The following is a 17,855-nucleotide window of genomic DNA, read 5'->3' on the forward strand; positions in this document are numbered from 1 at the left end:
TCCCCCGCCCTTCCCGGCCCCCGGCCGGGGGGCCCGGGGGGGGGGGGGCCCCCGCCCCCCCCCCGCGGCCCGGGGGGGCGCCCCCCCCGGCGGGGGGGGGCCCCCCCCCCGCACACGCGGGTGGCCGCCCCCGGCCCCGTAACTCCGGTCAGGTGATCAGGAGATCAGTTCGATCTCCGCCAGCGTCGCCGCCGCCGTGCTCACCAGCCGGTACTTCGCGTACGAACCCGGCGCGCCCACCGAGAACACCCGGGTCTGCTTGTCCCAGGCGAACGTCTGGCCGGACCGCTTGTCGAGGTCCTTCCAGGTCGTGCCGTCCGAGGAGCCCTGCAGCACCCAGCCCGTCGGCGCCTTCGCCGCCGCGGACGAGGTCAGGGTGTACTGGACGGCCTTCGTGGCCGCGTCCACCGGCAGGTCCACCGACTCGACCGCGGCCGAGGTGGCCGAGGTGTTGTCGTACAGCGCGCCGTCGCCCTTGAGCACGTCGCCCTTCGGGGCGGGCACCTCGTCGTCCTGAGTGATGGAGACCGGGGCCGCGTTCCCGCCCGTGCCCCACGACGAGGGCTTGGAGCCCATGTCGAACTCCAGCACGCCGCCCTTGGCCAGCAGGTCGTGCGGCAGCGAAGTGGACGTCCACTTCTTGCCGTTGACCTTCAGGCCCTGGACGTAGATGTTCTTCGCGCTGTTCTTCGGAGCCTTGACGACCAGCTCGCGGCCGTTCTCCAGGTGCACGGTCGTCTTCGTGAAGAGCGGCGAGCCGATCGCGTACTCGCCACTGCCCATGACCAGCGGGTAGAAGCCGAGCGAGGAGAAGAGGAACCAGGCCGACTGCTCGCCGTTGTCCTCGTCGCCGTGGTAGCCCTGGCCGATCTCGCTGCCCGTGTACAGCCGGCCGAGGACCTCGCGGACCTTCTCCTGCGTCTTCCAGGGCTGCGAGGCCGCGTTGTACATGTACGTGGCGTGGTGCGCGACCTGGTTGCTGTGACCGTACTGGCCCATCCGCACGTCACGCGCCTCCGTCATCTCGTGGATGACGCCGCCGTAGGAACCGACGAACTCGGGTCCGGCGGTCTCCGGGGTCGAGAAGTACGTGTCCAGCTTCTCGCCGAGACCGTCGCGGCCGCCGTACAGATTGGCCAGGCCACGGCTGTCCTGCGGGGCGGTGAAGGCGTAGCCCCAGCCGTTGGTCTCGGTGTAGTCGTAGCCCCAGACCCGCGGGTCGTACTGGTCCGAGGGCAGACGCCAGTCGCCGTTCGCCTTCCTCCCCTGGAAGAAGCCGGCCTTGTCGTCGAAGAGCTTGACGTAGTTCTGGGCGCGGTTGAGGAAGTACGCGGACTCCTCCTTGTAGCGCGCCTTCTTCGTCTTCGCGTAGAGCGCCTTGCCCATCTGCGCGATGCCGTAGTCGTTGAGGTAGCCCTCCAGCGACCAGGAGAGGCCCTCGTGCGTCGAGGTGTTGGCGTAACCGGTGAAGACCGAGGTCTCCATGCCCTTGCGGCCGACACCCGGGGCCGGCGGGGCCACCGTGGCGTTCTTGACGGCCGCGTCGTACGCCGCCTCCGCGTCGAAGTCCACGCCCTTGACGTACGCGTCCGCGAAGGCCACGTCCGAGCTCGTGCCCGTCATCAGGTCGGAGTAGCCGGGGGAGGACCAGCGGGAGATCCAGCCGCCGTCCTTGTACTGCTGGACGAAGCCGTCGACCATCTTGCCGGCCTGCTTCGGGGTGAGGAAGGAGTACGCCGGCCAGGTCGTCCGGTAGGTGTCCCAGAAGCCGTTGTTGACGTACACCTCACCCTTGACGATCTTCGCGCCTGTGTGGGTCGGGGTGTCCGCGCCGGTCTGCGGCGAGAAGGGGCTCGCGTAGGTGCTCTGCCCGTCGACCTGCTCGAAGCCCGAGTTCGGGTAGAGGTAGAGCCGGTAGAGGCTGGAGTAGAGCGTGGTCAGCCGGTCGGCGTCGGCGCCCTCGACCTCGACCTTGCCGAGGATCTTGTCCCAGGCCTTCTGCGCGTTCTTCCTCACCTTGTCGAAGGAGGTCTTCGCCGGCAGCTCCATGGCGAGGTTCCTCTTCGCCTGGTCGACACTGATCAGCGAGGTGGCCAGGCGCAGACCGACCGTACGGTCCTTGCCCGCGTCGAAGCGGAAGAAGCCCGTCACGTCGTCACCGCCGCCGCCCTTCAGTTTTCCGCTGTCGGTGACCGGCGCGTCGAAGGAGCCGTACACGAAGAGCCGGGTGGCCCCGGTGGAGCCTCCGCTCTTCACGTCGGAGTATCCGGTGAAGGAACCGGTCTCCGGGTCGAGGGTGAGGCCGCCGTCGTTGGAGACGTTGTCGAAGACGAGGCTCGCGTCGTCACCGGGGTAGGTGAACCGCATGCGCGCCGCGTGGTCGGTGGGCGTCATCTCGGCCTTGAGGCCGTTCTCGAACGTCACCCCGTAGTAGTGCGGGGTCGCCGTCTCGTTCTCGTGGCGGAACGGCAGCGCGCGCGCCGTGCGGGAGGCGTCCGGGGTGCCGGAGGCAGCCGACGGCATCATCTGGAAGGTCTGGCGGTCGCCCATCCAGGGGCTCGGCTCATGACTGGCGCTGAAGGCCTGCAGCGTCGGCAGGTTGTCCGCGTTGTTGCCGCGCGCGTAGTCGTACAGCCAGCTCGTGGAGCCGGCGTTGGTCACCGGCGTCCAGAAGTTGAAGCCATGCGGGACCGCGGTCGCGGGGAAGTTGTTGCCGCGCGAGAAGCCGCCGCTGGAGTTGGTGCCGCGGACCGTCGAGGCGTAGTCGGAGAGGTGCGCCTTGCGCTTCTCCGGAGCCTTCGGGGCGATAGTGATGTCGTCGAGCCAGCCCTGGAACTTCGAGGGGCCCTTGGGGGAGTCGTACGCCACCAGGATCCGGTCGACGGTCTTGCCGGCCGCGACCGTGCCGATGCGCGAGGCGACCTTGTTCCACTGGTTCACGTACAGCCGCTTGGCGTCGGCCTGGCCCTGCGGGTTCAGCGGCCCGCCGTGGCTGTCGGTGGCCTTCAGTCCGCTCAGGTAGGTGCCGTCGGTGAAGGCCAGGTCCACGGCGACATGGGTCGCCGGGTAGTCGAGGTCCGTCTCGGTCATCTGGGGGTAGACCAGGTACGAGAGCTGGGTGTCCGCGGTGACGGCGGTGTCGACGTCGAAGACCTTGTTGTACGAGTACGCGTGGCCGTCCGGCCTGTGCGTGCCGGCGTACCGCAGGGCCTTCTTCCCGGTGAATCCCGCACCCGACTTCGCGGTGGGGGAGCCGGACGGGCCGCGGTCGACCAGGCTGCGCATGTCGGCGGGCGCGGGGGTGGTGGTGTCGCCGTCGGAGAACTGGACGTCGGCGAGCTGGATCGCGTCCGACGCGCCGTTGTTCTTCGTGATCTCCAGCCGGAAGTGCTGATAGGCCGTTTCGGCGGTGAAATCATACGACTTGGTCTGGAAACGCTCGGAGAAGGCCTGGTCGGTCCGGGTGTCCAGATCCGTCCAGGTCTTTCCGTCGGTGGAACCCTTCAGGGTCCAGTCCCTGGGGTCGCGCTCGGCGTGGTCATTTGCGGAAGTGAGCGCGTATGTCACGACCTTGACGGGTTCCACGAGATCGAATTCGGCCCAGCCGGAGGACGCGAAGGCCAGCCACTTGGTGCCGGACTCCACATCGGCCAGGTTCTCCTTGACCTCGCCGCCGCCGGTGTTCTCGCCACTGGCACGGACCTCGGTGACCTGATCGGTGACATTGCCCGGTATTCCGGCGGAGAACCCGCCGTCGATGCCCGACGCCCTCTTCTTTCCGTCCGCACCCTCTTCGACTGTATTACGCCAGTCCGGCTGCTTTTCGTCGTCCTCGAAGGAGGAGCTGAACGACGTTTCCCCGGAGGGCTTCTGTGAGGGTCCGGACGGTTGCGCGAAGGCCGCGGTGGGGGCCGCCGCGACCAGGACGAGAGAGGCCGCGATCACCGCGGCGGAGTGGCTTTGTCTCTTTCGAGAGCCTTGCTGAAGACCACGCAGGGGCTGCATACGGAGTCGTTCCTCCCGGGGGGCGTACATGGACAACGTTGTCATTGCGGGATACGTGTTCCAGTAGGGAGCCAAGTGCTGGGATGTGTCAAGGGTGTTGCGTGCGGTCGCATGCGCGAATCGACCGTAATCCGGAAATGAGCGTTCCGGTGCGAGGGCGCGCGGTGCCGAGGAGCCGGTGAGGTCTCAACTCGGGAAAGACTGCCGCTCAACCCTGCTTTCGATCTTGCTCAGTTGGCGGCAAGTGGACTATACCTGTCGGCGTCTGCACAGGCCGTTCCACACGGCCCGCGGACACGGGGGACGGTGGAACGTTCTGTGGGGTGCCCGAGGCATCTCCCTGTACGGTCCTCGGAACTCCCCCACTGCACCTGGAAAACCGGCAATCTGTACGACCCAAGCGCAACTGACCGCGGTGGCGGGGCCCTTCGCCTGAGGCGAATTCACGACGGGTGACCGGTACACCGCCTGAGTCCTGGAGAAGGCGAGGACTTGAGCATGGGATCCACCTCCGCCCACAAGAATGAGGGCCTTGGCCGTCGCGATGTGATCAAGCGTTCTGCCGCACTCGGCCTGATCGCTGTTCCGACGATGAGCTTCCTTTCGGCCTGCGCGAGCGGCGACAGCGGGAGCGACGAAAAGGTCACCAAGGGCAAGACGTCCGCGAAGAACCCGCTGGGCGTCAACGAGACCGCAGCCCTCGAGGTCGTCATCTTCAACGGTGGCTTCGGCGAGCAGTACGCCATCGACGCGGAGAAGAAGTACAACGAGGCCTTCCCCAAGGCTCCGAAGGTCAAGCACGCCGCGACCCAGAAGATCCAGTCCCAGCTGCAGCCGCGGTTCAACGGCGGCACCCCGCCGGACCTGATCGACAACTCGGGCGCCGAGCAGATGGACATGGGTGTCCTCGTCGGCAAGAAGCAGCTGCTCGACCTGACGCCGCTGATGGACGCCCCGTCCTACGACGACCCGGCCAAGAAGGTCCGCGACACGCTGCGCCCCGGTGTCCTGGAGATGGGCCAGTTCGACGGCGACCCGGTCTGGATCATGTACTACGCGTACACGGTCTACGGCGTCTGGTACTCGCAGACGAACCTGGAGAAGCTCGACTCGGCGTACCCCGAGACGTGGGACGACATGCTCGCCCTCTGCGCGAAGGCTAAGAAGCAGGGCATCGCCGGCTGGACGTACCCCGGCAAGTACCCGTACTACCTGCCGTTCTCGCTGTACCCCTTCATCGGCAAGATCGGTGGCCGCGAGGTCCTCGACAAGATCGACAACCTGGAGCCGAACGCCTGGAAGGACCCGGCCGTCAAGGCCGCGTTCGAGGCGTACTACGAGCTGTTCCAGAAGGGCTACATCCTCAAGGGCACCCCCGGTCTGACCCACATCGAGTCGCAGACCCAGTGGACCAAGGGCAAGGCCCTCTTCATCCCGAACGGCTCGTGGGTGGAGAACGAGGCCGCGCCGACCACGCCCGAGGACTTCAAGATGATGGTCGGTGCGCCGTCCAGCCTGGACGCCTCCGACAAGCTGCCCTACGGCACCATCTGGGCCTCCGGCGGCGAGCCCTTCATCGTCCCGTCCAAGGCGAAGAACCCCGAGGGTGCCATGGAGCAGCTGCGCATCATGCTCTCCGAGGAGTCCTCCAAGAACTTCACCAAGCAGGTCAAGTCGCTCAGCGCCTTCAACGGCGGCACCGACGGGCTGACCCTGTCCACCGCCATGCAGTCCGGTGTCGACGTGCTGAAGACGGCCGGCGACAACGTGGTGAACCCGCGGCTCCAGGACTGGTACGTGAAGCTGCAGAAGGAGCAGATCGGTATCGCCGGCATCGGCGAGATGATGGCCGGCCGCGCGACCCCGGCGGAGACCATCAAGAAGATCCAGGGCTTCGCGGACGCCGCGGCCAAGGACCAGTCCATCAAGCACTACAAGCACCAGTGAGCAACCGTCACCAGCGGCGGCACCCGCTCAGAGATCGGGGTCGGTAAACGATGCAGCACGGCAGGTACCGGTTCATCGTGGGGTTCCTGGCAGCCCCACTGGCGTTGTACGCCATCTTCGTCATCTGGCCCTTCGCCCAGTCCATCTACTACTCGTTCACGGACTGGACCGGCTTGAGTCCGGACTTCCAGATGGTCGGCTTCGACAACTACAGCCGGATGCTCGACGACGACATCTTCTGGAAGTCGCTGCAGCACAGTGTGCTGCTCGTGCTGCTGCTGCCGCTGGTGACGCTCGGCCTGGCGCTCTTCTTCGCCTTCATGCTCAACGTCGGCGGTCGGCGGCGTAAGAACGCCGCGATCGCCGGCGTGCGGGGCTCCTCGTTCTACAAGATCGCGTACTTCTTCCCGCAGGTCCTGTCGATCGTGATCGTGGCCCTGCTCTTCCAGTTCGCGTTCAACCCGACGTCGGGCATGCTGAATTCGACGCTGAAGGCGGTCGGCCTCAACAGCCTCCAGCCGGACTGGCTCGGCGACCCCGACCTCGCGCTCTACTGCGTGATGGTGGTGCTGATCTGGTCGACGGTCGGGTTCTTCGTCGTCCTCTTCTCCGCCGGAATGGCGTCCATCCCGAAGGACTTCTACGAGGCGGCACTGCTCGACGGTGCCAGCCGCATCACGACGTTCTTCAAGATCACGCTGCCGCTGCTCTGGGACACGGTGCAGTCCGGCTGGGTCTACATGGGCATCCTGGCGCTCGGCGTGGAGGCCTTCACCGCCGTACAGGTCATGACGGTGGGGCCGGGCGGTCCCGACTACTCCACCACCGTCCTGCCGCTGTACGTCTACCAGACGGCCTTCCGCGACGCCCAGGCCGGATACGCGACCACGATCGGTGTCGGTCTGCTGATCGTCACGATGCTCTTCGCGGCCGTCGTGATGCGGCTGGGCCGGCGCGATCGGCTGGAGTACTGATGCCGGCCGTCGCGGGGTACGGCGACCGGGACACCGGGAGCACGCACATCAGCTCGGTCCCGGAGGCCGGCTCGACAGCTGTACGAGGTGAACACACGTGAAGGTCACTGAGACTCCTCCCGCTGCCCGGGCCCAGCGCCCGCCGGTGGCGAAGACGGACGGTCCGGGCGGCGAGCCGGCGAAGAGCGGCGAGGGCAAGGTCCTCAACGTCTTCTCGCACGGCGTCCTGGTCATCTGGGCGGTGCTCGTCGTCATGCCGCTGCTCTGGGCGGTGATGGCCTCCTTCAAGACCGACGACTCGATCCTGTCGACACCGTGGGCGCTGCCGGACAAGCTCCACTTCGAGAACTGGTCACGGGCCTGGACCCAGGCCCACATGAGCGACTACTTCCTCAACACCATCCTGGTGGTCGGCGGTTCGCTCATCGGGACCCTGCTGCTCGGCTCGATGGCGGCGTACGTGCTGGCGCGGTTCGACTTCCCCGGGAACCGCTTCATCTACTTCCTCTTCATCGGCGGGATGAGCTTCCCGATCATCCTGGCGCTGGTCCCGCTGTTCTTCGTCATGAACAACATGGGGCTGCTCAACTCGGTGCACGGGCTGATCCTGGTCTACATCGCGTACTCGCTGCCGTTCACCGTCTTCTTCCTCACCTCCTTCTTCAGGACGCTGCCGACCTCCATCGCGGAGGCGGCCATGCTCGACGGGGCCTCGCACACCAGGACGTTCTTCCAGGTGATGCTCCCGATGGCGAAGCCCGGCCTGATCAGCGTCGGGATCTTCAACTTCCTCGGTCAGTGGAACCAGTACATGCTGCCGACGGTGCTCAACACCGACCCGGACGGCAAGGTGCTCTCCCAGGGCCTGGTCGAACTGGCCACCAGCCAGGGGTACAAGGGGGACTGGTCCGGCCTCTTCGCCGGACTGGTCATGGCGATGCTGCCGGTCCTCCTGGCCTACATCGTCTTCCAGCGCCAGGTGGTCGCCGGTCTGACGGCCGGGGCGCTCAAATAGCCCCGGCAGGCCGCCGGCGACGGAAGACCGTGCCCGTGAGGGCGCGGTCTTCCGCACGCGTCCGAGGTGGCGGCGGGGGCTTGGCGCCCGGGAACCCGGAGGTTTCGTGATCACCGCGTCCGACCCCTGGCAGGGGCACGACTTCGCGACGCTGTTCACGGTCCTGCTCGCCGGAGCACCCGCCCTGCTCGGCCTCGCCGCGTACCTCTGTTCCCGGCTCTCGCGGCGGGCGCGACGAAGCCGCACCTCTCTCGCCGTCGCCGTGTGGCGGGACCTGTCCCTGGCGGCGGCCGGCGCGACGCTCGCCCTCTATCTGTGGGGATGCCTCCACGTCCTCTTCGTCGAGGACCAGGAACTGGCGCAGGAGTGCGAGCGGAACCGCCCCGAGGGGGCCCCGGAAATGGTCGGGCGCAGGGGCGACTTCGTCCCGTTGCGGCTCGTGTGCGAGGTCTCGGACGGCCGCGACTTCACAGTCCTCATCCCCGGCTACGTCAACCCCGCCCTCGCCGTCCTGCTGTCGCTCGCACTCGTCTGCGGCGTCGTGGCGGGCCTCCTCCACCTGAGGCGGCGCAAGGCAGTGGGCGGCGAAAGCTGATCGTCGGGCGCACGGCCTCAGGGTCTGCCCTGCCTCACTTCGATCCAGTACCTCGGGCGTGCGGCCCAGGTCAGCGCCAAGGCGGTCCCGCCGAAGAGCCCCGCGGCGGGGTTCACGTACCCGGGTACGACGGCCTCGTACGTCCGCCCGTCGGTGAGGTGGCACCGGAATTCCAGGGGGAGGAACCCGTAGGCGGACCCGCTGACGGACCCGGCGGGCTCCGTGCGCAGCCTCTCCTGACAGGCCAGCGCCTGACGGCTCTCGTCCAGGGTCATGAGATGGAGCAGGCCCCACGTGCAGAACCCGAACGCGCAGGCCCACGCGGCGGCTGCGGCGCCTCGGACGGCGGTGTGCGCGTCCCGCCGGCCCCGCCGCCCGCGCAGCAGCCGCAGGCCGCGGACGGCCGCCCACAGCGTGAGGCCGATGCCCAGCGGGGTCAGCAGGAACACGAGACCGATGGAGAGGTCGTCGGAGGTGTCGGTCACCAACATGCGGCGGTGCCTTGTCAGTTGTCCCGGAAATGTGGAGCGGTACTTCTCCATGTTCGGGCAGGGTGCTGTCCGCCGTCCGCCCGTCGGCCGGCCCCGTCCCCCGGCACGGTATCCGGCCGCCCGTTGCGCCCGGGTTCCTGCCTGTGTGCCGCGTGCCCGTTCGAGAGTTTCAGACAGTGGGGGCGCTTCGGCCGGGTTCGGGCCGAGAAGCGGAGCATCGTGCTCATCAGAGGCTCTGACTGCTCAAGGTCTTGACGGGGGGCACCCCAAAACGCTCAGCTTAGGGTTCACATGTTAGAGAAACCGGCAGGAGTGAGAGAGTCGATGGAGACTCCGGGGTCGCAGACATCTCTGCACAGGGCCAACCTTGAGCGGGTCGTACGTGCCGTGAGGATGGCGGGGTCACTGACCCAGGCCGAGATCGCCAGAAGCACCGGCCTCTCCGCAGCCACTGTCTCCAACATCGTTCGCGAACTGAAGGAGGGCGGCACGGTCGAGGTGACCCCCACCTCGGCGGGCGGGCGCCGTGCCCGGAGCGTCTCCCTGAGCGGGGACGCGGGCATTGTCATAGGGGTTGATTTCGGACATACCCACCTTCGGGTGGCCATCGGTAACCTGGCCCACCAGGTGCTGGCCGAGGAATCGGAGCCGCTGGACGTCGACGCCTCGTCGGCGCAGGGCTTCGGCCGGGCGGAACAGCTGGTCAACCGCCTGATCGAGACCACCGGGATAAGCCCCGGGAAGGTGATCGGCGTGGGCCTGGGCGTACCGGGACCGATCGACGTCGAGTCCGGCACGCTGGGCTCCACCTCGATCCTGCCGGGCTGGACGGGTATCAATCCGAGCCAGGAGCTCGCCGGTCGCCTCGGTGTGCCCGTGTACGTGGACAACGACGCCAACCTCGGGGCGCTGGGCGAGCTCGTGTGGGGCAGCGGCCGCGGGGTCAGGGACCTCGCGTACATCAAGGTCGCCAGCGGCGTGGGCGCCGGTCTGGTGATCGAGGGGAACATCTACCGCGGACCGGGCGGCACGGCCGGCGAGATCGGGCATATCACGCTCGACGAGTCGGGCCCTGTCTGCCGCTGCGGCAATCGCGGCTGCCTGGAGACCTTCACGGCCGCCCGGTACGTCCTGCCCCTGCTGCAGCCCAGCCACGGGCCCGATCTCACGATGGAGCGGGTGGTCCAGCTGGCCCGTGAGGGCGATCCGGGCTGCCGCAGGGTCATCGGGGACGTGGGCCGGCACATCGGCAGCGGGGTGGCCAACCTCTGCAACCTGCTCAATCCCAGCCGGGTGGTCCTCGGCGGGTCCCTCGCGGAGGCCGGGGAGCTGGTGCTCGGGCCCATCCGTGACTCCGTCTCGCGGTACTCGATCCCCAGCGCGGCGCGACAGCTCTCCGTGCTGCCCGGCGCGCTCGGCGGCCGGGCGGAGGTGCTGGGCGCGCTGGCCCTCGTTCTCAGCGAGATGGGGGATTCGACCCTTTTGGAAAGCACACTCCCTGCCGCGACGCCTGTCTTCACTTAGATAACGAATGGCACCGTTGTCATCTCGTTAAGGATTTACTCCTTGACGCTGACGTTGCGGCCGAGTTGACTTCCGTCCACCTCGGCCGCAACGTCGCGGCCTCGTCAGGGAGGTTCGAAGGATGAACACGCGTATGCGTCGTGCCGCCGTTGCCGTTGCCGCCACCACGATGGCCGTCTCGCTCGCTGCCTGTGGCAGCGCCAAGGAGTCGGGCGACAAGACCAGCACGGAGTCGGGCGACAAGGGTGATGGCGTCAAGATCGGGCTGCTCCTGCCCGAGAACGTCACCGCCCGCTACGAGAAGTTCGACAAGCCGATCATCGAGAAGAAGGTCAGCGAGCTGACCAACGGCAAGGGCGAGGTCGTCTACGCCAACGCCAAGCAGGACGCGACCCTGCAGGCGCAGCAGGTCGACACCATGATCACGAACAAGGTCGACGCGCTCATCGTCGACGCGGTCGACGCCAAGGCGATCGAGAACAGCGTGAAGAAGGCCAAGGACGCGGGCATCCCCGTCGTCGCCTTCGACCGTCTCGCCGAGGGCCCGATCGACGCCTACACCTCCTTCGACAACGAAGAGGTCGGCCGCGTGCAGGGCACCGCCCTCCTGGAGGCCCTGGGCTCCGCGAGCAAGCCCACGATCGTGATGATGAACGGGTCGATCACCGACCCGAACGCCGCGCTCTTCAAGAAGGGCGCCAAGTCCGTCCTCGACGGCAAGGTGACGTACGGCAAGGAGTACGACACCAAGGAGTGGAAGCCGGAGAACGCCAACGCCAACATGGAGGGCGCGATCACGGCCCTCGGCAAGGACAAGATCGCCGGCGTCTACTCCGCCAACGACGGCATGGCGGGTGGCATCATCCAGGCCCTCAAGTCCGCCGGTCTCTCCAAGCTCCCGCCGGTCACCGGCCAGGACGCCGAACTCGCCGGTGTCCAGCGCATCGTCACCGGTGAGCAGTTCATGAGCGTCTACAAGCCGTACCCGCAGGAGGGTGTCGTCGCCGCGGAGATGGCCGTCGCGCTCGCCAAGGGCGAGAAGCTCGACGCCATCGCCACGTCCAAGGTCGACAACGCCGGCACGAAGGGCATTCCCACCGTGCTCGTCCCGGTCGTCTCGCTGACCAAGGACAACATCACCGACACGGTCATCAAGGACGGCATCTACACGTTCGACGAGATCTGCTCGGCGAAGTACAAGGCCGCCTGCGACGCCGCCGGTCTGAAGAAGTAGGCCCCACCGCGGGGCGCCTGTCACAGGCGCCCCGCGCGGCCTCCCGAAGCCTGTCCGGTGTCCCGCCCACCAACTGTCCCGCTACCGGGCGGGGCGCCGGACGGAACGCTTCCGCTGTTTCTCACTCTTCTGCTCAACCACCGCACCCCCTCGGGCGGCGCGGTATCCCCGCCGGGTCAGGCGGCGAAGGAGATGGTGCACGTGTCCGCTACGCCCGTGTTGGCGTTGCGAGGGGTCTCCAAGCGATTCGGTGCCGTCCAGGCGCTCACCGACGTCGAGCTTGAGGTCCACGCCGGTGAGGTGGTCGCCCTGGTGGGTGACAACGGAGCCGGAAAATCAACGCTGGTCAAGACGATCGCCGGAGTCCACCCCATCGATGACGGAGTCATCGAGTGGGACGGCCGGCAGGTCCAGATCAACAAGCCGCACGACGCCCAGAACCTCGGGATCGCGACCGTCTACCAGGACCTCGCGCTCTGCGACAACATCGACGTCGTCGGCAACCTCTACCTCGGCCGGGAGCTCCGCAAGTTCGGAATCCTCGACGAGGTCGAGATGGAGCGCCGCTCCCGCGAGCTCCTCAGCACCCTGTCCATCCGCATCCCCAGCGTCCGCATCCCGATCGCCTCGCTCTCCGGCGGTCAGCGCCAGACCGTGGCCATCGCCCGTTCGATGCTGGGCGAGCCCAAGCTCGTCATCCTCGACGAGCCCACCGCCGCACTCGGCGTCGAGCAGACCGCACAGGTCCTCGACCTCGTCGAGCGGCTGCGCGAGCGCGGCCACGCGGTCATCCTCATCAGCCACAACATGGCCGATGTGAAGGCCGTCGCGGACAAGGTCGCCGTGCTCCGGCTGGGCCGGAACAACGGGGTCTTCGACGTGAAGACCACCTCGCAGGAAGAGATCATCTCCGCCATCACAGGCGCCACGGAGAACGCCGTGACCCGTCGTGCGGCGCGCAACGCGGAGGTCCAGAAGTGACGACCGACAAGACGTCCACCGCAGTGGTCAACCCGGAGGCCGCCAAGGGCGCCGACACCGCGGTCGACCCCCGGCTCCTCGTGCGCGAGCAGGGCCTCGGTGGCTACCTCACCGAGTTCAAGCGCAAGATGCGCGGTGGTGACCTCGGCTCGATCCCCGTGATCATCGGCCTGATCATCATCGGCGTGGTCTTCCAGAGCCTGAACTCCGAATTCCTCTCGGCGAAGAACATCAGCGACATCGCCGTGACGATGGTGGCCACCGGCATGATGGCCGTCGGCATCATCTTCGTGCTGCTCCTCGGCGAGATCGACCTCTCGGTCGGCTCGGTCAGCGGAGTCTCGGGCGCCGTCGTCGCCGTGCTCAGCGTCACGCACGGCATGAACGAATGGCTGGCCGTCCTCGTCGCGATCCTCAGCGGCGCGGTCATCGGAGCCATCCACGGCTTCTTCTTCGCACGGATCGGCGCCCCCGCGTTCGCGGTGACCCTGGCCGGTCTGCTGTTCTGGCTCGGCTTCATGCTCCAGCTGCTCGGTGACACGGGCACGATCAACCTGGACAGCGACGGCGTCGTCGGCAAGCTGACCACGTACTACTTCGCGGACGTGGCGGCCGCCTACGGCCTCGCCGCCCTCGCGGTGATCGGTTACTTCCTCTCCGCGTTCCTGGACACCCGCCGCCGTGAGGCCGCGGGCGTCCCGTCGCGGCCGATCGTCGACATCGTGGTCCGCACCGTCGTCCTCGCGGTGTTCGCCTTCGGCGCGGCGTTCATGTTCAACCAGTACCGCGGCCTCCCGCTGGCCCTGGTCCTCTTCCTCGTCGTCCTGGTCGGTACGGACTTCGTCCTGCGCCGCACCTCCTACGGGCGCAAGATCTTCGCGCTCGGCGGCAGCGTCGAGGCGTCCCGCCGCGCGGGCATCAACGTCACGGCCATCCGCGTCTCGGTCTTCGCCATCGCGGGCACCTTCGCGGCGATCGGCGGCCTGTTCTGGGCCTCCAAGATCGCGGCGGCCAACCAGGGCTCCGGCGGCGGCGACCTCCTGATGAACGTCATCGCCGCGGCCGTCATCGGCGGAACCAGCCTCTTCGGAGGCCGGGGCCGCACCTGGAACGCGCTCCTCGGCGTCATGGTCATCGTCTCGATCCAGTACGGCCTCGCACTGGAAGGCATCGCCACACCGATCAACTACATGATCACCGGCGCTGTTCTTCTCATCACGGTCGTCATCGACTCCATCACCCGCAAGACGCAGAAGACCGCGGGCCGCGCCTGACCGCCGTACCTGCACACCTGTGCCCGGCGCCCCCGTGACGCCGGGCACAGGCATGTCCGCGGGGACGCGGCGCGGGGCGGACCAATGCGCCGCCCGATGACCGCGGCCGTCGGCGGAACATTAGACTCATCGGATCGACACGCTCGACCAGCTCACACGCAAGGAGGCACGGGTGGATCTGCTGACCCGCATCAGGGGACCGCGCGACCTGGACCGGCTCAGCCCTGAGCAGCTGGACCAGCTCGCCGAGGAGATCCGTACCTTCCTCGTCGACGCAGTGTCCAAGACCGGCGGCCACCTCGGCCCGAACCTGGGCGTGGTCGAGCTGACCATCGCCCTGCACCGGGTGTTCGAGTCGCCGCGGGACAAGGTCCTCTTCGACACCGGCCACCAGAGCTATGTGCACAAGCTGCTCACCGGCCGGCAGGACTTCTCGAAGCTCAAGAGCAAGGGCGGCCTCTCCGGATACCCGTCCCGCGCCGAGTCCGAGCACGACGTCATCGAGAACTCGCACGCCTCGACGGTGCTCGGCTGGGCCGACGGCCTCGCCAAGGCCAACGAGGTCCTGAGGAAGGACGACCACGTCGTCGCCGTCATCGGTGACGGCGCACTCACCGGCGGCATGGCCTGGGAGGCGCTGAACAACATCGCCGCCGCCAAGGACCGCCCCCTCGTCATCGTCGTCAACGACAACGAGCGCTCGTACGCCCCGACCATCGGCGGCCTCGCCAACCACCTCGCCACCCTGCGCACCACCGACGGGTACGAGCGGTTCCTGGCCCGCGGCAAGGACCTCCTGGAGCGCACCCCCGTCGTCGGCAGGCCGCTGTACGAGACCCTGCACGGCGCGAAGAAGGGCCTCAAGGACTTCATCGCCCCGCAGGGCATGTTCGAGGACCTCGGACTGAAGTACGTCGGACCCATCGACGGCCACGACATCGAAGCCCTGGAATCCGCCCTGACGCGCGCCAAGCGCTTCGGCGGACCGGTCATCGTGCACTGCCTCACCGAGAAGGGCCGCGGCTACACCCCCGCGCTCCAGGACGACGCGGACCGCTTCCACGCCGTCGGCAAGATCCACCCGGACACGGGTCTGCCCATCTCCACCTCCGGCCTGGACTGGACCTCGGTCTTCGGCGAGGAGATGGTCAAGCTCGGCCACGAGCGGGAGGACATCGTCGCCATCACCGCGGCCATGCTCCAGCCCGTGGGCCTCGGCAAGTTCGAGGAGGCCTTCCCGGACCGGATCTACGACGTCGGGATCGCCGAGCAGCACGGCGCGGTCTCCGCGGCGGGCCTCGCCACCGGCGGACTCCACCCCGTCTTCGCGGTCTACGCCACCTTCCTCAACCGCGCCTTCGACCAGGTCCTGATGGACGTCGCCCTGCACAGGTGCGGCGTGACCTTCGTCCTGGACCGGGCCGGAGTCACCGGCACGGACGGCGCCTCGCACAACGGCATGTGGGACATGTCGATCCTGCAGTGCGTGCCGACGCTCCGCATCGCCGCCCCGCGCGACGCCGACCAGGTCCGCGCCCAGCTGCGCGAGGCCGTCGACGTCGACGACGCCCCGACCGTCGTCCGCTTCTCCAAGGGCGCGGTCGGCCCGTCCGTCAAGGCCGTCGGCACCGTCGGCGGCATGGACGTCCTGCGCGACGCGGACACGGACACGCCGGACGTCCTCCTGGTCTCCGTCGGAGCGCTCGCCCCGATGTGCCTGGAGATCGCCACACTGCTCGACGCGCAGGGCATCTCCACGACGGTGGTCGACCCTCGCTGGGTCAAGCCCGTCGACGAGGCACTCGCCCCGCTCGCCGCACGGCACCGCGTCGTGATCACCGTCGAGGACAACAGCAGGGCGGGCGGCGTCGGCTCCGCCGTCGCCCAGTCACTGCGTGACGCCGACGTCGACGTACCGCTGCGCGACTTCGGCATCCCGCCGGTCTTCCTCGACCACGCCTCCCGCGGCGAGGTCATGGCCGACATCGGGCTGACCGCGCCGGACATCGCCCGTCAGGTCACCGGTCTGGTCGCCAAGCTCGACGGCCGCTACGAGAGCCGCGCGGTGGAGCCCGCCCGCGACTGATCCGGACCGCCGAGTCCTGCGGCACACGACAGTGCGCCCCCGCCGTCCCCGGACGGCGGGGGCGCACTGCCGTACGCGCCCCCGCACCGGCGCCGTTACTCCGTTCGGCCGACCGGGCTTCCCTCTCCCGGGCCCCATCGGGTGAATCGCGCCCTCCCACCGCCCCCCGGCCGCGCGTCGTCTCGATCATGACCGTGATTCGGGTAACGCGGGACGCGGCGACGGACATCACGGAGGCAGACCGGTGAACACACTGTTTCGGACGAAGACGGTCGAACAGTCCATCAGGGATACGGAGGAGCCGGAGCACTCGCTCAAGAAGTCGCTCTCCGCCCTGGACCTCACGGTCTTCGGGGTGGGTGTCATCATCGGCACCGGCATCTTCGTCCTCACGGGCAAGGTCGCCAAGGAGACGGCGGGCCCCGCCACAGCCCTCGCCTTCGTGGCCGCCGGGATCGTCTGCGCCCTCGCGGCCCTGTGCTACGCCGAATTCGCCTCCACCGTCCCCGTGGCGGGATCGGCGTACACCTTCTCGTACGCCTCGCTGGGCGAGCTGGTGGCCTGGATCATCGGCTGGGACCTGGTGCTCGAATTCGCGCTGGGCACGGCGGTGGTGGCCGTCGGCTGGTCCGGCTACGTCCGCTCGCTCATGGACAACGTGGGCTGGACGATGCCCGAGGGGCTCTCCGGGCCGGACGTCGCCAGCGGATTCGGCTTCGACATCCTGGCGTTCGCCCTGGTGCTGATCCTGACCGTCATCCTGGTGCTCGGCATGAAGCTCTCCGCACGGGTGACCACGGTCGTGGTCGCCATCAAGCTGGCCGTCGTCGGGGTCGTCATCATCGCAGGCCTGTTCTTCATCAAGGCGTCCAACTACTCGCCGTTCATCCCGGAGGCCGAGCCCCAGCCGTCCGGTTCCGGCCTGGACGCCCCGCTGGTGCAGCTGATCTTCGGCTACGAACCGACGAACTTCGGCATCATGGGCATCTTCACCGCGGCCTCCGTCGTCTTCTTCGCCTTCATCGGCTTCGACGTCGTGGCCACCGCCGCCGAGGAGACGAAGTTCCCGCAGCGGGACATGCCGCGCGGCATCCTGGCCTCGCTCCTCATCTGCACCCTGCTCTACGTCGCCGTGTCGATCGTGGTCACCGGTATGCAGCACTACTCGGAACTCTCGGTCAGCGCCCCGCTGGCCGATGCCTTCAAGGCGGTCGGGCACCCCTTCTACGCGGGAGTCATCAGCTTCGGGGCCGCGGTCGGCCTCACCACGGTCTGCATGATCCTGCTCCTCGGCCAGACCCGGGTGTTCTTCGCGATGAGCCGCGACGGCCTGCTCCCGCGGTTCTTCTCGGTCACGCACCCGCGCTTCGGCACCCCGTACCGGCCGACCATCCTGCTCGGCGTGATCATCGCGATCGTGGCCGGCTTCACGAGCATCAACGAACTGGCCACCCTGGTGAACATCGGCACGCTCTTCGCCTTCGTGGTCGTCGCCCTCGGCGTCATCGTCCTGCGCCGCACACGCCCCGACCTGCACCGCGCCTTCCGCACCCCGTGGGTCCCGCTGCTCCCGATCGTCTCGGTGGCCGCCTCGGTCTGGCTGATGCTGAACCTGCCGGCGGAGACCTGGCTCCGGTTCGGGATCTGGATGGCACTCGGGGTGATCATCTACTTCGTGTACGGGCGCAGGAACAGCCGTATGGCGAAGGAGGTCTGACTTCCCGGCGGG

General features: G+C 68.0%; 12 protein-coding genes. 10 read left to right on the forward strand and 2 right to left on the reverse strand.

Translation table 11 applies throughout. From position 1 onward, the window contains the following. Positions 1-156 precede the first annotated feature (156 nt). Positions 157-4,005 (reverse strand): GH92 family glycosyl hydrolase, encoded by a 3,849-nt coding sequence (locus tag ACFWVP_RS18630; protein ID WP_384497894.1) that lies wholly within the window; start codon positions 4,003-4,005, stop codon positions 157-159. A gap of 498 nt (positions 4,006-4,503) precedes the next feature. Here ACFWVP_RS18630 and ngcE point away from each other — a divergent pair, with 498 nt between their 5' ends. From ngcE to ACFWVP_RS18650, 4 genes are all read left to right on the forward strand, one after another. Continuing rightward, positions 4,504-5,952: an N-acetylglucosamine/diacetylchitobiose ABC transporter substrate-binding protein gene (gene ngcE / locus ACFWVP_RS18635; RefSeq protein WP_384497895.1), complete on the forward strand. Its 1,449-nt coding sequence runs from the start codon at positions 4,504-4,506 to the stop codon at positions 5,950-5,952. Positions 5,953-6,002: 50 nt separating this feature from the next. After that, positions 6,003-6,926 carry a carbohydrate ABC transporter permease gene (locus tag ACFWVP_RS18640; protein WP_384497897.1) on the forward strand — a complete coding sequence of 308 codons (924 nt, stop codon included), beginning with the start codon at positions 6,003-6,005 and terminating at the stop codon, positions 6,924-6,926. 97 nt (positions 6,927-7,023) lie between these two features. Further along, positions 7,024-7,941, forward strand: coding sequence for a carbohydrate ABC transporter permease (locus ACFWVP_RS18645; RefSeq protein ID WP_384497899.1), 918 nt, complete (start codon positions 7,024-7,026; stop codon positions 7,939-7,941). 106 nt (positions 7,942-8,047) lie between these two features. Continuing rightward, positions 8,048-8,536 carry a hypothetical protein gene (locus ACFWVP_RS18650; RefSeq protein WP_384497900.1) on the forward strand — a complete coding sequence of 163 codons (489 nt, stop codon included), beginning with the start codon at positions 8,048-8,050 and terminating at the stop codon, positions 8,534-8,536. A gap of 17 nt (positions 8,537-8,553) precedes the next feature. Here ACFWVP_RS18650 and ACFWVP_RS18655 read toward each other — a convergent pair whose 3' ends face one another. Further along, positions 8,554-9,027 carry a hypothetical protein gene (locus tag ACFWVP_RS18655; RefSeq protein ID WP_384497902.1) on the reverse strand — a complete coding sequence of 158 codons (474 nt, stop codon included), beginning with the start codon at positions 9,025-9,027 and terminating at the stop codon, positions 8,554-8,556. Between the two features lie 324 nt (positions 9,028-9,351). On the opposite strand from ACFWVP_RS18655, the gene ACFWVP_RS18660 reads away from it, so the two are divergent. The 6 genes from ACFWVP_RS18660 (at position 9,352) to ACFWVP_RS18685 (ending at position 17,843) form a co-directional block, all read left to right on the forward strand. After that, positions 9,352-10,551 carry an ROK family protein gene (locus ACFWVP_RS18660; protein WP_384497904.1) on the forward strand — a complete coding sequence of 400 codons (1,200 nt, stop codon included), beginning with the start codon at positions 9,352-9,354 and terminating at the stop codon, positions 10,549-10,551. A gap of 121 nt (positions 10,552-10,672) precedes the next feature. Further along, positions 10,673-11,785, forward strand: coding sequence for a sugar ABC transporter substrate-binding protein (locus tag ACFWVP_RS18665; protein ID WP_384497906.1), 1,113 nt, complete (start codon positions 10,673-10,675; stop codon positions 11,783-11,785). A gap of 192 nt (positions 11,786-11,977) precedes the next feature. Next, a complete protein-coding gene (locus tag ACFWVP_RS18670; protein ID WP_384497907.1) occupies positions 11,978-12,766 on the forward strand; it encodes an ATP-binding cassette domain-containing protein in 789 nt (262 codons plus the stop codon). Continuing rightward, on the forward strand, positions 12,763-14,040 hold the full coding sequence (locus ACFWVP_RS18675) for a sugar ABC transporter permease (protein WP_384497909.1): 1,278 nt from the start codon (positions 12,763-12,765) through the stop codon (positions 14,038-14,040). The genes ACFWVP_RS18670 and ACFWVP_RS18675 overlap by 4 nt, the downstream gene beginning before the upstream one ends. Positions 14,041-14,212: 172 nt before the next feature. Further along, on the forward strand, positions 14,213-16,126 hold the full coding sequence (dxs, locus tag ACFWVP_RS18680; protein WP_384497911.1) for a 1-deoxy-D-xylulose-5-phosphate synthase: 1,914 nt from the start codon (positions 14,213-14,215) through the stop codon (positions 16,124-16,126). A gap of 253 nt (positions 16,127-16,379) precedes the next feature. Next, positions 16,380-17,843 carry an amino acid permease gene (locus ACFWVP_RS18685; RefSeq protein WP_384498097.1) on the forward strand — a complete coding sequence of 488 codons (1,464 nt, stop codon included), beginning with the start codon at positions 16,380-16,382 and terminating at the stop codon, positions 17,841-17,843. Positions 17,844-17,855: the final 12 nt, after the last annotated feature.

This window comes from Streptomyces sp. NPDC058637, assembly GCF_042717325.1.
Taxonomy (GTDB): domain Bacteria; phylum Actinomycetota; class Actinomycetes; order Streptomycetales; family Streptomycetaceae; genus Streptomyces.